General features: G+C 66.3%; 14 protein-coding genes and 2 pseudogenes. 12 read left to right on the forward strand and 4 right to left on the reverse strand.

Annotated elements, in window-relative coordinates; translation table 11 throughout:
* Nucleotides 1-2 precede the first annotated feature (2 nt).
* The 5 genes and pseudogenes from AC0IX7_RS03150 to AC0IX7_RS03170 all read left to right on the forward strand — a co-directional run bounded on the left by AC0IX7_RS03150 (nt 3) and on the right by AC0IX7_RS03170 (nt 5,250).
* Entirely contained in the window at nt 3-1,166 is a 1,164-nt protein-coding gene (locus tag AC0IX7_RS03150; RefSeq protein WP_471810492.1) for a retropepsin-like aspartic protease, read from the forward strand.
* A 59-nt stretch (nt 1,167-1,225) separates the two neighbouring features.
* Complete coding sequence (locus tag AC0IX7_RS03155; protein ID WP_471810494.1) at nt 1,226-1,579, forward strand: GFA family protein; 354 nt, start codon at nt 1,226-1,228, stop codon at nt 1,577-1,579.
* Nucleotides 1,580-1,855: 276 nt separating this feature from the next.
* The gene (locus tag AC0IX7_RS03160; protein WP_471810496.1) at nt 1,856-2,191 is read left to right on the forward strand and encodes a UrcA family protein; all 336 of its coding nucleotides are present in this window, start codon (nt 1,856-1,858) and stop codon (nt 2,189-2,191) included.
* 241 nt (nt 2,192-2,432) lie between these two features.
* Nucleotides 2,433-4,102: pseudogene (locus tag AC0IX7_RS03165) on the forward strand (inorganic phosphate transporter).
* A 245-nt stretch (nt 4,103-4,347) separates the two neighbouring features.
* Entirely contained in the window at nt 4,348-5,250 is a 903-nt protein-coding gene (locus AC0IX7_RS03170) for a glycosyltransferase family protein (protein ID WP_471810498.1), read from the forward strand.
* A gap of 76 nt (nt 5,251-5,326) precedes the next feature.
* On the opposite strand, the pseudogene AC0IX7_RS03175 reads toward AC0IX7_RS03170, so the two are convergent.
* Together AC0IX7_RS03175 and AC0IX7_RS03180 are read right to left on the reverse strand one after the other, a co-directional pair.
* Nucleotides 5,327-5,674: pseudogene (locus AC0IX7_RS03175) on the reverse strand (glycosyltransferase); the annotation flags it as partial.
* A 124-nt stretch (nt 5,675-5,798) separates the two neighbouring features.
* Nucleotides 5,799-6,359, reverse strand: a complete 561-nt coding sequence (locus AC0IX7_RS03180) for a glycosyltransferase (protein ID WP_471810500.1) — start codon at nt 6,357-6,359, stop codon at nt 5,799-5,801.
* 140 nt (nt 6,360-6,499) lie between these two features.
* Between AC0IX7_RS03180 and AC0IX7_RS03185 the strand changes: the two genes are divergently transcribed.
* Both AC0IX7_RS03185 and AC0IX7_RS03190 read left to right on the forward strand, forming a co-directional pair.
* On the forward strand, nt 6,500-8,590 hold the full coding sequence (locus AC0IX7_RS03185) for an HAD-IIB family hydrolase (protein ID WP_471810502.1): 2,091 nt from the start codon (nt 6,500-6,502) through the stop codon (nt 8,588-8,590).
* A 256-nt stretch (nt 8,591-8,846) separates the two neighbouring features.
* Nucleotides 8,847-9,443, forward strand: a complete 597-nt coding sequence (locus AC0IX7_RS03190) for a glycosyltransferase family 2 protein (RefSeq protein ID WP_471810504.1) — start codon at nt 8,847-8,849, stop codon at nt 9,441-9,443.
* A 326-nt stretch (nt 9,444-9,769) separates the two neighbouring features.
* On the opposite strand, the gene AC0IX7_RS03195 is transcribed toward AC0IX7_RS03190, so the two are convergent.
* Together AC0IX7_RS03195 and AC0IX7_RS03200 are read right to left on the reverse strand one after the other, a co-directional pair.
* Complete coding sequence (locus AC0IX7_RS03195; RefSeq protein WP_471810506.1) at nt 9,770-10,870, reverse strand: glycosyltransferase; 1,101 nt, start codon at nt 10,868-10,870, stop codon at nt 9,770-9,772.
* A complete protein-coding gene (locus AC0IX7_RS03200; protein ID WP_471810508.1) occupies nt 10,867-11,691 on the reverse strand; it encodes a hypothetical protein in 825 nt (274 codons plus the stop codon). The genes AC0IX7_RS03195 and AC0IX7_RS03200 overlap by 4 nt, the downstream gene beginning before the upstream one ends.
* A 322-nt stretch (nt 11,692-12,013) precedes the next feature.
* Here AC0IX7_RS03200 and AC0IX7_RS03205 point away from each other — a divergent pair, with 322 nt between their 5' ends.
* The 5 genes from AC0IX7_RS03205 (at nt 12,014) to AC0IX7_RS03225 (ending at nt 17,702) form a co-directional block, all read left to right on the forward strand.
* Complete coding sequence (locus AC0IX7_RS03205) at nt 12,014-13,996, forward strand: TonB-dependent receptor plug domain-containing protein (protein ID WP_471810510.1); 1,983 nt, start codon at nt 12,014-12,016, stop codon at nt 13,994-13,996.
* Nucleotides 13,997-14,058: 62 nt separating this feature from the next.
* Complete coding sequence (locus AC0IX7_RS03210) at nt 14,059-14,850, forward strand: TonB-dependent receptor domain-containing protein (RefSeq protein WP_471813711.1); 792 nt, start codon at nt 14,059-14,061, stop codon at nt 14,848-14,850.
* Nucleotides 14,851-15,059: 209 nt separating this feature from the next.
* The gene (locus tag AC0IX7_RS03215) at nt 15,060-15,944 is read left to right on the forward strand and encodes a response regulator (RefSeq protein WP_471810512.1); all 885 of its coding nucleotides are present in this window, start codon (nt 15,060-15,062) and stop codon (nt 15,942-15,944) included.
* 81 nt (nt 15,945-16,025) lie between these two features.
* The gene (locus AC0IX7_RS03220) at nt 16,026-16,904 is read left to right on the forward strand and encodes an amidohydrolase family protein (RefSeq protein WP_471810514.1); all 879 of its coding nucleotides are present in this window, start codon (nt 16,026-16,028) and stop codon (nt 16,902-16,904) included.
* Between the two features lie 228 nt (nt 16,905-17,132).
* Entirely contained in the window at nt 17,133-17,702 is a 570-nt protein-coding gene (locus AC0IX7_RS03225) for a cell wall hydrolase (RefSeq protein ID WP_471810516.1), read from the forward strand.
* Nucleotide 17,703 lies beyond the last annotated feature (1 nt).

A 17,703-nucleotide genomic window follows, 5' to 3' on the forward strand; every position in this document is an offset into this window, starting at 1 on the left:
GGATGCTGGCGGTGGCCGGCGGGGGCATTGCGATCGGCACGATCGGCGTGGCGCGCGCGATCGCGGCCGAGCCCGGGCGCGTGCTGGTCAGCAAAATCGAACTTGTCGGCAGTCGCGTCGTGATGGCAGTGATGATCGGCGATGCGGGACCGTATCTGTTTGCCATCGACACTGGTGGCTTTCTCAGCCTGATCGACAACGAGCTGGCAAAATCCCTCAAGCTGACCCCGACGGGCATGACCCGAGCTTCGGGCGTGGGCGGACGGACGACCGTGCCCGTCTACCTCGCTCGCGATATCGTGTTCGGCGGGGGCGTTCGGCAGAACGCGGTCGCTTTCGCCGGGGTGGACGGTTTCGGTTTCGGCAGCGACGTGAAAGGAATGCTCGCCGCCGGGATACTGACCACGATGGACAGCGACCTCGACATCGAGGCCGGCGAGTGGCGGACCTATCCCGACGGGCACCCGCCCCGTACCGGCTATTACCGGATCGAGTCCGCGATCAGCGACATGGCGTCGGGTAGCGGACCTAGCGCCGGATCGCGGCATCTGTACGGGAGTGCAACGGTCGGGGGCAGGGGCCTGCGGTTCCTGCTCGATACGGGGGCGCCGGGCGGATTGTCGCTTGATCGGCCGACCGCGCAATCGCTCGGGTTGTGGAACGAGACGCAGCCCTACGCGCCGGTGCGGCCGCGCGGAATCGGCGGACAGGCCGGGATTGCCAGGATCGTGCGCGCCGCCAGCTTCACGTTCGGCGACTCGCAGTTCGACCGCCCATTGGTCATGCTTCGCGGCGAGGGAGACACGCGGCCGCGGGTCAACGGCATCATCGGGTTGCAGGTGCTGCGACAGTTCAACCTGTCGACGGACGTGCGGGCGCGTGCGCTGTGGGTCAAACGGCACACCACCGCCGACGCTTCGGAAGAGCGCTATGGGATGTCGGGGCTGTGGATCGACCGGAAAGGCGAAAGCATGACCGTGGCCGCGGTCGGTACGGGCAGTCCGGCGGCTGCTGCGGGCGTCAAGATCGGCGACCGGATCGTCGGCGAACCGTTTCCGGCGGTGATCCGCAAGATCAGCGGCGCGCCGGGTACGCCAGTGACGCTGTCGGTCGAACGGGGTGGCATCGCGACGGACCGGACATTCGTCCTCAAGCCGTTTCTGTAGGATGAGGATTGCCATCGGCAGGGCCGTGTCGAGCAAACAGGGACTATAGGGGACTGGCCATGACGACGAAAATGACGGGTCGGTGCCATTGCGGCGCGATCCACTACGAAACCCAGGGCGAGCCCGAGCATCATGCGCTGTGCCATTGCAGCGATTGCCGGCGGAACGCGGGCGCGCCGATGGTCGGCTGGATCGCATTCAAGACGGAGCAGGTGACGATCTCGGGCGATCCGGTGACGTACGAATCGTCCGCATCCGGCCGGCGGCAGTTCTGCGGGCGGTGCGGGACGGGGCTGTTCTATGCCAACGCCGAATTTTTGCCGGGAATCATCGATGTGCAGTCGTGCACGCTCGACGATCCCGAAGCGGTGACGCCGGGTGCGCATATCCAGGTGGCCGATCGCCTGTCTTGATGGCGGACGTGGCCGCATTGCCTGCGTTCGAGCGATATCCGGGCATGTGACATAAGGCCGTTCGCGCGGCGCTTGCGACTATGTGCGGCGAATGGTGGCGGCGGTGTCGAACCGTCGCGAAAGCGTCGCGTGGGCGTCATGAACCGCGCCTAGGGAGTGCGCAGCGACGAGGTTCGTCGTCGGAGATGCCGCATCCAGAAAGGCGTCCCGACGCACTGGCGCCGTCGCCCGCAGGCCGAGGCCCGCGGACCGCAGGACCAATCGAGGAACATCATCATGAAGCTTTTCATCAGCGTCGCTTCGGCGGCGATCGTCGGCGCGTGCCTGTTCTCGGCGGGCGCATCGGCCAATCCCGCGCGTGAGCCGGTGTCGGTGCGCGTGTCGCGTGCCGGGCTCGACCTGACCAGCGATGCCGGGCGGACCGCGTTCCAGCGCCGGCTGCGCTCGGCGATCGCCAGCGCCTGCCAGCCGCGGACCGGTGGCCTCGACGCGCTCGCCGATCTCGCGGCAGTGCCGTCAGGAAATGACCGCGGATGCGAGCGTGAAGCTGGCCGCGTTGCTCGGGCGGAGCGGGACGCAGCTCGCCAGCATCGGTGCGGCTCGCTGAACTAGCGCGCTGATCGGGGAAGAACGTCGGTTCTCATTGATCCTCCCCCGCGAGGGGGAGGTGGCTGGCGCTTGCCAGATGGAGGAGGGAAGCGAAACCTCTGCTCCGTGTCCTCCCCTCCGTCACCTTCGGTGCCACCTCCCTAGCGGGGGAGGATCGGTAAGGCGGCTCCCAAATCAGGCCGAGCCATCGCTTGATCTGCATCTGTCATAAGATTGTCATCGTAAGGGCCGACTGCACATTCCCATGGCAACCTCCACATTTGCACCCGACGCGCTAACGGCTGATTCGAGCGCTGCGGCGTCGGTGCCGCACACTGGCCCCAAGCTCGATCATTCGCTGCATCCCGCGGGGCGCTGGCTGTTCCTCGCCGTGTTGATTGGTGGGCTCGCCTATGCCGGGTTCAGCATCGCCTTCGACACCGCGCAGGTCGGCGAAAGCCTGGCGGGCGGCGCGTTCGCGTTCCTCGCGCTCGCGCTGCTGATCGCGCTCGGGTTCGAGTTCGTGAACGGCTTCCATGACACCGCCAACGCGGTCGCCACCGTCATCTACACGCATTCGATGCCCGCGCCGCTTGCAGTGGTGTGGTCGGGGTTCTTCAATTTCCTCGGCGTGATGCTGTCGTCGGGCGCGGTGGCGTATTCGATCGTCACGCTGTTGCCGGTCGACCTGATCCTGAACGTCGGCAGCGTCGGCGGGTTCGCGATGATCTTCGCGCTGTTGCTGGCGGCGATCGTGTGGAACCTCGCGACCTGGGCGGTCGGTCTGCCCAATTCGTCGAGCCACGCGTTGATCGGGTCGATCCTCGGCGTCGGGCTTGCCAACCAGCTCATCAGCGGCGGTGGGGCGGACGGCACGTCGGGCGTCGACATGGCGCAGGTCTGGAAAGTCCTCTCGCGCTCGCGTTCAGCCCGGTCGTCGGCTTTGTCGGCGCGCTGTTGCTGCTGCTAGTGATGAAGCGGTTTCTCCGCGACAAGAAACTGTACGAGGCACCCGAGGGCCAGACGCCACCGCCGCGCGGCATCCGCGCGCTGCTGATCGGGACCTGCACCGCGGTCAGCTTCGCGCATGGCAGCAACGACGGCCAGAAGGGCATGGGGCTGATCATGCTCATCCTGATCGGCTGCGCGCCGACCGCCTATGCGCTGAACCGGACGATGCCCGAGAGCGCGACGCCGGCCTTCGTCCAGGCGGCGCGGGCGGCATCGGCGGCCTATGTCGCGCATGCCAACGGCGCGCCCGCCACGGTCGGCGCGGCGCGCACGACGGTGACGCAGGCGCTGAAATCGAAGCGTGTCGCGGACCCGATCGTGTACGGCGCGCTGGCGACGCTGTCGGACGACGTGTCGAGCCGGATCGCGGGCTATGGCTCGCTCGGCAAGGTGCCGGCGGCGGCGACGCCGAACCTGCGCAACGACATGTATCTCGTGCTCGATACGACCAAGCTGATCGCCGCCGACAAGGCCGCGCAGGGCCGCTTCACCGCGCAGGAGATCACTACGCTGAAGGACTATGGCGGCAAGCTGGAGCAGGGCACGCGCTATATCCCGACCTGGGTGAAGATCACCGTCGCGCTCGCGCTGGGCCTCGGGACGATGGTCGGGTGGAAGCGGATCGTCGTCACCGTCGGCGAGCGGATCGGCAAGACGCACCTGACCTATGGCATGGGCGCGTCGGCCGAACTGGTCGCGGCGGCGACGATCCTGCTGGCGGTGAATTTCGGCATGCCGGTGTCGACGACGCACATCCTGTCGTCGGGCGTTGCGGGTGCGAGCGTTGCCAATGGCGCCGGGCTGCAGCGGCGCACGGTGATGAACATGGCGCTGGCCTGGGTGATGACGCTGCCGGTGGCGATGCTGTTGTCGGGCGGATTGTATTGGCTGCTGCTGACGCTGGCGCATTCGCTCGGGTATTGAAACTACTCCCGTCATCCTGACGAAAGTCAGGACCCAGAGTAACGAGCGCTGTCCTGCACGGCTCTGGGTCCTGACTTTCGTCAGGATGACGGCGGTAAGTCGATAGGCCGAGTGCCGGAGAGCGGCATGGGAACTACGCGCGCACGCCGGGGGTTGCCTGACCCATGCGCTTACGATGCTCGATCTGTGGCAACTGGGACTGGCTCGCGCGCGACAACTGGTCCGAGTGTAGCCACTGCCGCCTGATGGTACGCGACGTGAACGAGGTCGGCGAAGTGTCACGCGACATCGTCGCACGGCTCGAAAGCGGCATCGTCGATCTGAAGCTCGACCCGGCCGAGCAGTGGACGCTCGACCCGGCGGGTTTGCGCAACGCGGCCTGGCGCTTCGGGTTCGAGGTTACGCCCATCGCACACGTCGAAGGCGATGCACGGTTCCCGCCGGATTATAGTCCCGCCCGAGCGCATTCTAGCCGGGCGAAAGCCGAGCCCCACAAGATAGGGCTCGGAATCATGGCGCGCGCCGCCGACGCGGCCGATATCGTCGAGATCGCGACCGACTATCGCGGCGCCTTTGCCCGGATCGTCGTGCTTCTCGACGGCACGGCGGACGAAGCAGGCGGGCTTGCCGCGCAGATCCCGTGGATCGAGGTTGCCCACCACCCGCTGGCAGGCGATTTCGCCGCGCAACGCAACCGCCTCCAGGATATGATGCGGACCCGCTGGATAATGCAGATCGACACCGACGAGCGTCCCGATGCCGCCTTGCTCGACGCGCTGGGCTGGCTGGTCGCGGCGGCGGACCGCGACGGGTTGCGCTCGCTTGGCCTTCCGCGCCGCAACCTCGTCGATGGCGTCCAGTCCGCGTCGTATCCAGACATCCAGTATCGTCTGAACCGGAGCGATATCCGTTTTGCCGGACGCGTTCATGAGCGGCCGGTCGTACCGTTCGTCGAGAGTTCGCTCGCATTGGCCGGCGCGCTCGAACATCGGCTCGACGGCGAGCGGGTGCGCGAGCGCACGCGGATCTACGAGGCCATGTCAACCGGTGCCGGCAGGCCCGAGGACGAGACGTTGCTGCTCGCTCCTTCGATCCCGTCGCAGTGCCATAGACCGCGATCGTCTGCGCGGCGAGCGTGTCGCGCGTGAACATTCCGGCGGCCCGGCGGCTTGCCGCTGCGTAATGCGCGCGCAACACCGGGTCTTCGATCAGCCGCTGGATCTGCGTCGCCAGATCGTCGCCGGTGCAGGTCTTCGCCAGCAATCCGGCGCCGCTCTCGCCGATAAACAGCCGCGCGCTGGGGTCTTCCGCACAGGCGACGACCGGGCGGCCGAACATCATCGCCTCCTGATACACCAGACCGAAGCTCTCGTACCGCGACGGGGCGACGATCACGTGCGCAGTCTCCATCAGGTCATGCAGCGCCGCTTCGTCGACGCGGTGGTGGCAGGTCAGGCGCGCACGCGCCGATGCCGGGATCGCGCCGACGTCCTCCGCGCGTACGCCGACGATCGTCAGCCGGAAATCGCGCATCCCGGCATCCGCGCGACGCGACAGGATGCGCAGCGCCATGATCAACGCGTCGAAGCCTTGCGATGCTCGTCGCGGCCAACGAACAGCAGGTCGATCGGCTCGCCGAGCGGGTAGGGCGCCGCAGAGCCGCGTGCGACGATCTCGGGCGGCAGGCTCAGGCCAATCACCGCGTGCCGCGGGCCTCGCTAGGCGCCGCGACGCCGTACAAATCCGCGATCTTGTCGCCGTGAAGCTGCGTGTTCGAGATCAGCGCCTTGCTAAAGCGCGCGGCGATGCGTTCCGCCAGCATGGCGGCGCGGCGATCGAACCGGTCGCGCAGGCTCGTTACGGTCTCCGCCGAGGTAGCCGCCGGCGTGGAGTTGCGCGTCACCAGCGGCGCGGGGCCGGCAAGCGCGATCGCCAGACCGGGTGCGTACCAGTTGGTCGCCTCGACGATGTCGAACGGTGCGCGGCGGTGCTCGCGTGCCACCGCTCTACGGAAGGCCAGCGGCGCGACGAGATGGCCGATCCCCGCCACCTTCCTCAGCCCGGCGGCGAAGGACCCCTCACGCAAGCCGCACCCGATTACCGAAACCCGGGCGTCGCGGCTGTCTTCGCGCCGATCCATCGTGAATACACAGACGTCGTTGCCAGCATCCGCCAGCGATTGCGCAATCTCGCGAGCCGCGCGCGTAAGTCCGCTTTTTTCAGGGGGATAGGCCCAGGTGAGTAGAGCGATCCTCACGATGCGCAGTCGCAAGTCGAACGGTGCGCCGAATAGAACGTACTAATCTGCGTCAATACAGGGGTTTCGAGGGTCATCGGCCTGGAACTCGGCAACCCCGCGAGGGGTTCCCTGGGTGAATTGCAGATGAACGGGGACGGGTGTTCGTACTTCATATCGCGTTGCAGGGATGTTTACGCGCAACCGACGTTGAATACGGAATCACCGCCGATACCGGTGGCCATATCCGCTATCTGCTCGATCTGGTCGCCGCCAGCGGTCGAAATCCCGCGATCGACCGGATGGAAATCGTTACCCGCGCGTTCCGCCACGCCGTCTATGCCGAATGCTATGCCGAGCCTGTCGAGACGATCGACGGCACCACGCGAATCGTCCGCCTCCCCACCGAGTCCGAGGCCTATCTGGTCAAGGAAGACCTGTGGACCGAGCATGACAGCCTGGTCGAGGCCCTCGTCGCGCACATCGCCACGCTCGAACAGGTGCCCGATGTCATGCATGCACATTATGCCGATGCCGGGCTGATCGCAGCGCGTGTCTCGGCACGTACCGGCATACCGTATGTGTTCACCGCGCACTCGCTGGGCCGCGTGAAGCTGGCCGCGTTCGACCGCGACTGTGCGGAGACCGCCGGGCTCGATCGCCGGATCGCAATCGAAGAAGAGGCGATCGCCGGCGCCGCCGCGATCATCGCATCGTCGCGCGACGAGGCCGAGGTCCAGTACGCGGATTATGCGAACTACGATCCCGGCAGGATCCGCGTGTTTGCCCCCGGCAGTGACCTCAAGCAGTTCGCGAACTGCCGCACCGACACGCGCGTCGATGCGTTGATCGACCGGTTCCTCGACGATCCTTCCAAGCCGGTGATCCTCGCCATCGCGCGTCCTGTGACCAAGAAGAACCTCGCCGCGCTCGTCCACGCTTATGGCCGCTCGCCCGCGTTGCAGGCCGCGGCGAACCTTGTGATCCTGGCGGGCACACGCGACGATAGTGCGACGCTGGAGCCGGAGATCCGCGACAACATCGCCGAACTGCTACAATTGATCGACCGCTACGACCTGTACGGCAAGGTCGCCTATCCCAAGCAGCATCGTCCCGACGATATTGCCGCAGTATATGCCTACGCGCGCACCCGACGCGGTATCTTCGTCAATCCGGCGCTCAACGAACCGTTCGGTCTGACCCTGCTCGAAGCGGCGGCGAGCGGCCTGCCGGTGGTCGCGACCGACAGCGGTGGTCCGAACGACATCGTCGAGACATGCGGCAACGGCATCCTCGTCGATCCGCGCTCGTCGACCGCGATCACCGATGCGATCCTGAAGATCCTCGACGATCCAGCGCTCTGGTCGCGTTATTCGGCAGCCGGGTCGGTCGCGATCCGGGCGTACGACTGGGACCGTCACGTGCAGCTTTATGTCGGGCTGCTCGAAGAGGTCATCGGCGCCTCCGCACCACCGGTCGCCGAGCGCGAAACGGCGTTGCTGTTGGTGTCCGACATCGACGGAACGCTGATCGGCTGCGCGCAGGGTGTCGGCGACTTCGCGGCCTGGCACGAGGCGCAGACCGACGTCGCGTTCGCGATCGCCACCGGGCGCAGCTTCCACAGTGCGATGGCGGTGCTCGGCCAGCACGACGCGCCACGCCCCGAGATCCTGATCACGTCGGTCGGCTCGGAAATCTATTACCGGACGGTGCGCGGCGCGGTGTACGATCGCGACACCGAATGGGACGGGATCATCGCTGCGGGATGGGATCGCGAGGCGGTCGCCGCGTTGATCGGGCAATATGCGGGGCTGACCCCGCAAAGCCCGCTCGAGCAGCGCCGGTTCAAGCTCAGCTATTTCGCGGACGGCGACATGGCGGCGGCCGAACGTGTGCGTGCGCTGCTGGCGGAGCATGGCCATAGCTGCTCGATCATCCAAAGCCATGGCCGCTATCTCGACGTCCTGCCGCATGCCGCGTCGAAGGGGACGGCGGTCGAGCATGTCCGCCGCCGCCTCGGCCTCGAACCGCGCCAGGTGATCGTCGCGGGCGACAGCGGCAACGATATCGAGATGCTGCGTTCGTCGAGGCACGCCATCATCGTCGCGAATTATTCCGACGGCCTCGGCACGCGCGCGGACCTTGCGCACGGCTATGTCGCGGTCGGCCACCACGCCCGCGGGGTGATCGAAGGCGTGGCGTATTTCCGTGCCGCGGGCGGAGACGGCGAACGGATCAAGCAGGCGTCGTGAGCGTCAGCGTCCTGACGCTGGTCCGCGGCCGCCGCGCGCATCTGGTCAACCTGATCGCCGGGCTGAACGCATCGACGCGCAAACCCGACGAACTGGTGATCGCGTATATGCAGGACACGCCGCACGCCGATCTGCCGGCTACCGATTTTCCAGTGCGTACGGTGTTCGTCGAGGGCGACGAGATGCCATTGGCCGCTGCCCGCAACTGTGCCGCGGCGACGGCGATCGGCGAGCAGTTGATCTTCCTCGACGTCGATTGCGTGCCGTCGCCGACCTTGGTCGCGCGCTATGCCGAGACGGCAGGTTGGCCGGGCGGCATTCGGCTCGGCGAGGTGCTGTATCTTCCGGCGGGGCGATCGATGGCGCGATCGACGTCGTTGCGCTCGACCGGATCGGCGTGCGCCACCCTGCCAAGCCACCGATCGCGATCGACGAAATTCGTCCTACGCCAAGCCACGGCGAACTCTGGGGCCTGTCGTTCGCGCTGTCTGCTTCGGACTGGGCGCGGGCAGGGGGCATGGACGAGCGCTATGTCGGCTATGGCGGCGAGGAAACCGACTTCGCCGCACGCCTCGAGCGTGCCGGCGTGCCGATGTGGTGGATCGGTGGCGCGCGTGCGTATCACCAGCATCACGTCGTCCACACGCCCGCCTACCAGCATTTCGACGCGATCGTCCGCAATGCGCGGCTGTTCCGTGCGACCTGGGGGCGGTGGTGCATGGACTATTGGCTCCGGCAGTTTGCCGAGCGCGGGCTGATCGCGTGGGATGCGGATACGATTACGGTCTTGCGCCAGCCAACTGAAGCGGAGGTCGCTGCTTCGAGGATGCCGCCGGAGACGTTGTTCAGTTGATGCGAGGTGTGCGTGGCTTCGATCGCCTCTTGAGTGCGCCGGCTCCCAATACGTCACCCCCGCGAAAGCTGGGGTCTCCCGCGTTGCAGCCGACGGAAGTCCCATGACGATATCCCAGCTTTCGCTGGATGATGGGGGAGGACGAGAGATGGCGGGGACAAACACGGAAGGCAGTTACGTCTCGATCCTCCCCCGCCAGGGGAGGTGGCTGGCGTCAGCCAGACGGAGGGGGCGGTTGGCGACACATCTGTTTCCTGTCCTCCCCTCTGTCACCTTGGGTGCCACCTCCCCTGCCTGGAAAGGATCGTTTACCCCCCGGAGCGCGCCTATTCCGCCGCCCAGAGAGAAACCGCCAGCCCTTCCAGATACGCCGCCGCGACCTTCGCCGCGTCGTCGTCATACAACCCGGCCAGCGCCCCGGGATCGAGCGCCTTCGCAGCGTCCAGAATCCCCCGCCACGGCGCCAACGCCCCGGGCCACGCCGGCAGCGCAACCGCCGCCCCAAGCTCCGCGAGCCGTTCCGCCTTGCGTGTTTGCTCGCCGAAATACCGCCACTCGGGCGCGCACACATAAGGCCGCCCGACCCGTGCGATCTCGTGCACCGTGTTGTCGCCCGCCGACGCGATCACCACGTCGGCCGCGGCGATGTGGTCGGTCACGCCCGGCACCCAGCCCAGCTCGACCAGATTGCCGAAGTCGGTCTCATGCCCCTCGCGGTGGACCGGCCCCAGCACCAGCCACAACGCATCCGGCACCGCCCGCGCCGCCATCGTCAGCGGCGCATACGGTGTGCCCGCCCCACCACCACCGGTGAGTACGACGACAATTTCCTGATCCGGATCTAGGCGGAGTTTGGCGCGCGCCTCGGCCTTGGTCGGCACCGGATCGACCGTCGTGCAGAGGCCGCCCGCGTAGCACGTCTTGGCGCGTACCCAGTCCGGCGTGTCGCCCTGCTCGAGCGCTTCGCCGAAGGGCGCGAGCAGGCCGACGCTCGCCTGATACGCGCCGAGATGCCCCGGATCGAGCCGGTCGCCGTGCATCCGGATGCTGATCGCCGGGACACTGGCGATCCGCGCGAGCAGCGCGATCTCCGCCGACACGTCGACCACGAACAGCGCCGGATCGACGTCGTCGAGATGATCGACGATCGTCCGCATCGTCGCCCGCGTCTTCGACACCCCGAGCGGGACGCAATGCATCACCTCGGGCGTGGCCTGTGCGAACAGCCCCGGGGTCGGCACGGGCGCGCCGATCATGTCGGGCAGCGCCGCGATCGTGATCGGCCGCTCGAAGCCGTCGAACAGCGACGGTCTGGCGGTCAGGATCGTCACCGCGCGCTCGGGCGGAAGTTCGCGAATGATCGCCATCGCGCGGTTGGCGTGGCCGCGACCCTGGTGATGGATGAAGAACGTGATCGGTTGGCTCATGCCGATCGCTGTACCGGAGCCGCGCGCGAAGGCGATTGATGTCGATCAGCATAGTCGGCGCTCAACCCGAATGCCGCCTCGACATCGGGATCGAGCCAAGCCGCGATATGCGCCGCATCCTCCGCCGCCAGATCGGGATACGCGGTCGGCACATAGGGCGCATGGCCTTGCCCCTTGTAGCTGGTGATCGGCACGAACGGCTCGCGCCGCTCGATTTCCGCGACCGCCGCCAGCGCCGTCACGAACGCGGCCGGATCGCGCGAGAACGCATCGTAACCCAGCAGCGCGACGTTGTGCGCGCGGTTCGTCAGCGACGACCAATGGCGAAGCTTGGCGGTCCGCTTGGCGATGCAATTGGCGAAACGTTCGCCGGTCTCCGGATCGCGCTCGTGCAGCATCTCGTCGCCGTGCATCGGGTGGCCGGGCTCGATATGCCCGAAATGATCGTCCCAATAGCTGTGCCAGTCGCTGCGGATGAACGCGTCGAACGGCTTTGCCTTGAGCTCGGGATGCGCATGCCACGGCTGGCGGTGAAGGCTGCGCGCCCAGTCATACGCATCGCGCGCCACCACCAGCACCAGCGTATCCTTCACGAACAGCGTCTGCGGCGGCACGAACCAATGCTTGAACCCGAACGCCTCGGTGATCGCGACGCCGGGCATGTTCGCCTCGATCGCGCGCGTCACGAGGTTGGTCCCGCTGCACCGCTGGCCATAGATCTGGACGCGCGTGATCGGCACGTCGCCACGTTTTACGACCCGCAGCCCGGGCAAAGGCTGTTGCCAGTTCAAGGACTTGGGGGCGTTGGTGGCGATCGACATGATGCCGTGCCGCTAGCCCCGACGCGCGGTTCGTTCAATACCGCCGATCGCGGCAGCCGGCAGCCGACGTGCACCCCCGGTATATGTTTCGTGCATGTTCACAATGTGAATCCCATGACACGCACCAGTCACCAAATGTATAGATCGGCAATGGACCGTTATAAACCGTGCCGACCATACAACACATCACGACGATGACGGTTCGAAGACACTTTAACGATTGTCGAACATTCAGACGCGCTTCAGATATCGGCGACGGAACCAATCCGTAATCGCACAAAAATGCCGCAATACATGGGATTGCGGTTCAGGGAGTATCGACATGCGTCTGGATTTTCGCAAGCGCCTTCTGGCGTCTACGCTACTGCTTGGGATCGCCACGCCGGTCTGGGCGCAGGCCACGGAGCAGACATCGCCTGCCGCATCGCTTGATACGGCGACCGATCAGGCGGCGCCCGAGGATGGCGACACGATCGTCGTGACCGGCTCGCGGCTTGGCGGTGAAAGCCTGCGTCAGGCGTCGCCGATCTCGGTGGTCAGCGCCAAGGAAATCGCGCTGTCGGGCCAGATCAACGTCGAGAGCGTCCTGAAGGACCTTCCGCAGTTGATCCCCAGCACGACCGGCGCCTCGAACAACCCGGGCGGCGGCGTCGCGACGGCGGACCTTCGCGGTCTCGGCTCGACGCGCACGCTCGTCCTCGTCAACAACCGTCGCTACGTCGCCTATGACTCGAACCAGGTCGTCGATCTCAACACCATACCCTCGGCGCTGATCGAGCGCGTCGACATCGTCACCGGCGGCCGTTCGGCAGTGTACGGCTCGGATGCGATAGCGGGCGTCGTCAACTTCGTGATGAAGAAGGACTTCAGCGGCGTCCAGGCGAACGCGAACTACCGAATCAACGAAGCCGGCGACGGCGGCAACTTCAACGGCAACCTGTTGCTCGGCGGCAATTTCGAAGACGGCCGCGGCAATGCGACGATCTATTTCGATTACACCAAGCGCAACGGCATCCTCCAGTCGGCGCGCGATTATTCGCGCCAGGCTCTGGTCGACGACGGCGCGGGCGGCCTGATCGCTGGCGGTTCGGGCTCGATCGAAGGCACCCGCTTCGCGCTCGGCGGCGTCAACCGCAAGTTCGAGACCGACGGCAGCTACTCGGCGTACAACTCGGCGACCGACGCGTATAATTATGCGCCCTCGAACTATCTGCAGGTCCCGCAGGAGCGGTTCCTCATGAGCGCGCAGACGCATTACGAGGTCAGCAAGGCGTTCAACGTCTATGCCGAAGGTCAGCTGATCAACAACCGCGTCAAGAACCAGCTCGCGCCGACGCCGTTCACCGGCTCGGTCGAACTCGACGTCGATTCGTCGTTCCTGTCGCCCAGCTCGCAGGCGTTGCTGCGCGGTCGTGATACCGATGGCGACGGCTATGTGACCTCGACGATCTATCGCCGCCTGACCGAGGTCGGTGCGCGTGTCTCGAACAACGACAACACGGCATATCGCGCGGTGCTCGGTGTCAATGGCGATATCGGCGGCGGCTGGAACTACGACGCGTATTACAGCTATTCGCGTACCCGCGCGACCGAGACCCAGACCGGCAACGTGTCGCGCAGCCGCGTGTTGCAGGCGCTCAAAACCACGTATGACTCCAGCGGTAACCTGGTATGTTCGGATCCCAGCAACGGCTGCGTCCCGCTGAACATCTTCGGTGCGGGCAACATCAGTTCGGCTGCCGCGGACTTCATCTCGATCCCGACGCAGAACTCGAGCACGATCAGCGAGCAGGTCGCCAGTGCGTCGATCTCGAACCGCAACCTGTTCGATCTGGGCGCGGGTCCGGTCGGCATCGTCTTCGGTACCGAGTATCGCCGCGAACAAGGCGCCTATAGCCCCGATTTCGCGCTGTCGTCGGGCGACGTGGTCGGCTTCAACGCGGGCGAAGGGCTCAGCGGCGGTTACGACGTGAAGGAAGCCTATACCGAAGTCGCCGTCCTGTTGCTCGCCGATATCCCGCTGATCAAGAAGCTCGAAGTGAATGGCGCGTATCGCTATTCCTATTATTCGACCGCGGCAAAGTCGGTGAACACCTATTCGGGTGGCGTCGTCTGGTCGCTGATCGACGACATCTCGCTGCGGGGGCAATATTCGCGGGCCGTCCGCGCACCGACCGTGAACGATCTTTACAGCGGTTCGTCGCAGGATTTCCCGGCGGCGACGGATCCCTGCACGACCGCGGTTGCCGTGACCAACACCAACCTCAACGCAAGCTGCCTTCGACCGGCGTTCCCGCCTCGCTGATCGGTACCGCTTATGACGGTGGCAGCACGCAGATCCAGACGATCAACGGCGGCAACCCGGCACTGCGCGAGGAAACGTCGGACACGTACACCGCCGGCATCGTCCTCCAGCCCCGCTTCCTGCCCGGCTTCTCGTTCACGGCCGACTATTACAAGATCAAGATCGCGAACTACATCTCGACGGTCGGCACCACCAACCTCATCCGTGCCTGCTATGGCGATGCGGACAACAACTACACGCCGTACAACGCCAGCTATTGCTCGTCGCTGCCGCGCGACGGCAACAGCTATGCGATCACCGATGCCGTCAACACGCTGGCCAACACCGGTGGCGTGACCACCCGCGGCGTCGATTTCGAGGCGCGGTACGGCCTGCCGTTGAACTTCGGTGCATTCGGCAGCGAAACGAGCAAGCTTGACTTCAGGGTAAGCGGCACGCGGCTGATCGCGTTCAACTACAACCCGCTCGCATCGATCCCCGACCTGACGATCAACTGTGCGGGCAAGTTCGGCACGACGTGCGGCAACCCGTACGCCAAGTGGCGCCTGTCGGCCCGCACGACCTATTCGACCGGTCCGGTGACGGTTTCGCTGCTCTATCGCTACCTGTCGCCGGTGAAGGACGATGACAATGGTACGGTATATGCCGTCGAGAAGATCAAGGCGTACAACTACTTCGACCTGACCACGGCGTTCGAGGTGAAGCCCGGCTTCACCTGGTCGGTCGGCGTGAACAACCTGTTCAACAAGAAGCCCCCGATCATGGGCGACAACCAGGAACAGGCAAACACCTACCCGTCGACCTACGATTCTTACGGCCGTGCCTTCTTCGTCAGCACGAACGTCAAGTTCTAGGGTCGAACGCCTGCAATCCTCCCCGCGGGGCGGAGGATTGCAGGCACTGCCCGACGGGACGCGTGCTCCTGACCCTGTGCTGCCCCCGCCTCCATGTCACCGTGGCGGCTGGGGCAGGGCAGGGCTTTTCGACTTCGCAATATTGCGTGCGGGCCTCGCTGATGCGCGCTTTGAAACAAACGGACATATCGCGGACAAACGCGCGATCCATGACCGCGTACATGATCGCAAACCATTACGGCCTCCCCGTTTCCGTCTCGCCGGGTTCACATGGCCCCGCCTCGCATGTCCCGGCTTCGCAACTCGACGACCACGCAGCCGTCGACGGCACCGATGCCGGTGGCGCGCGGATCGTCATCGTCGACGACGATCCCGGCCTGCGCGAGTTGCTGACCGAGTTCCTCGTCGATCACGGCCTGCGCGCCGAAGCGGTCGATAGCGGCGCGGCACTGCGCACCCGGCTCGGCCGATCGCCCTGCGACCTGATCGTCCTCGACATGATGATGCCCGGCGAGGACGGCCTGTCGGTGCTGCGGACGCTGACCCGTAATGGCCAGGCACCGGCGGTCATCATGTTCTCGGCACTGGCGAGCGAGGTGGACCGGGTCGTCGCGCTCGAACTGGGCGCAGACGATTATGTCACCAAGCCCGCCAGCCCGCGCGAGATCCTCGCCCGGATCCGTTCTGTCCTGCGGCGGCGCTGTGCCGGGCTCGCGCACAGGGATGGCGCATCGAATGCGGAGCAACAGGGCGACGGCGCGGTGCCGCCGGCGCGCGCGATGACCTTCGCGTTCGCCGGCTGGACGCTCGATTGCCGGATGCGCACGCTCTACGCGCCCGACGGCACGATGGTCCGCCTGACCGATGGCGAGTTCCAGTTGCTCAACGTGTTCGTGTCGCAGCCGCAGACCGTGCATTCGCGCGACGACATGATCGCGCAGTCGGGCCGCACCGACAGCATGGCGCGTGGGCGGACGATCGACGTGAACATCAGCCGCCTGCGTCGCAAGCTGCACGCCTATGACACCGTCGAGATCATCCGGACGGTGCGCGGCAACGGCTATATCTTCATGCCGGCTGTCACCGCGGCCTGAGACGTCGCGCGATTCCGACCCCGATCGCCGCTCTGATTGCGGCCCCGATTGCGACAAGCGCACGGTCGCAATACACGGCGCGTGTATGACGCAATCGTTCTTTCCGATCGGCCGCCGGTGATGCGGATCGACGCGCACCAGCATTTCTGGACCTATTCACCGGTCGCGCATCCGTGGATCGAGCCCGGCAGCGTGCTGGCGCGCAATCATGCGCCGGCCGATCTGATGCCGTTGCTCGATCGGGCCGGGTTCGACGGCTGCATCGCGGTGCAGGCCGAGCAGACCGAGGCTGAGACCGACGTGTTGCTTCGGCTCGCCGCGGATACGCCGCGTATCCTGGGCGTGGTCGGCTGGACCGATCTCACCGCGGACGATGTCGAGGACCGGCTCGATGCAGTGCGGCGGGTTCCGGCGCTGGTTGGCTTCCGGCACATGGTGCAGGACGAACCGGCGGACGATTTCCTGCTGACCCTCGCGTTCGTGCGCGGCGTCCGCGCGGCGCTGGCGCGCGGGTTCAGCTACGACATCCTCGTCAAGCCGCGGGAGGCCGGGCATGTCCGCCGGTTCGTCGATCTGGTCGGCGTCGACGCTGTCCGCGAAGGCCAGCTGATCCTCGATCACGGCGCCAAGCCCGCCATCGCGACCGGCGGCTGGCAACCCTGGGCCGATGCGATCGCCGACATGGCTCGCGCGCCTGCGCTGCTTTGCAAGCTGTCGGGGCTGGTGACCGAGGCGGACCACGCGACCTGGACCGCGGATCGGATTGCGCCCTATCTGGATCATCTGCTCGCCTGTTTCGGTCCCGATCGGCTGATCTTCGGCTCCGACTGGCCGGTCTGTCGCCTCGCGGCTGACTATCAGGCGGTCCACGATCTGATCGAAGACTTTGTCACGCACGCCTGTCCCGAAGCGCGCGACCGCATCTTCGGTGGTACCGCGGCGATCGCCTACGGTCTGTAGCGGGCGCGGCGCTCGGTCGGAGCGTCGCGCTCCGCGCTACTCACCCCGCACCCCGCACCATTTCCTGACGGGGATCCCGGTTATGGATGCGGCGATGCCCCAGCGACGCGCTCGATCTCCTGCCGTGCGCCTCGCTCCCACGGCGCTCGCTCCCAGGGCTCTCGCTCGCGGCCATCACCGCGTCGGCCGTCCTCCGAACACTGGCTGCTGCTGCTCGGCGCCGCGGTCGTGTTTGCGGTGATCTGCGGTTCGCTCACCGATCTGCCCTGGCCGACCGCAAGCACCGATTTGCGGCGTCCGCGCCGGCTCACCATGGCGCAGGCCCGCGCCTCCAATGCGCTCGTCCCGATCGTGGTAAAAGAGCGCTCGCCCGCCAAGCGCTTCCGCTTCCGCGGCGGTCCGGCGGCGCGCGAACAGGCGACCGAATGCCTCGCGACGGTCGCGCTGTACGAGGCCGGCAGCGACCGCGACGGACAGCGCGCCGTGATCCAGGTCGTGCTCAACCGGGTCCGCGCGCCGGGGTTTCCCAAGACGGTCTGCGGCGTGGTCTATCAGGGATCGAACCGGAACACCGGGTGCCAGTTCTCGTTCACCTGCGACGGATCGCAGACGCGCCGGCCCGAACGCAACGGGTGGGAGCAGGCTCGCCGTGCCGCCCGCAGGGCGCTCGGTGGTTACGTCTATGCGCCGGTCGGCCGGGCGACGCACTATCACACCGACTGGCTGGTCCCCTATTGGCGGTCGTCGCTGGTCAAGGTGGCGACCGTGCGTTCGCATATCTTCTATCAGCGGCGATGAC

The sequence above is a fragment of the Sphingomonas sp. AC411 genome (genome assembly GCF_979253035.1).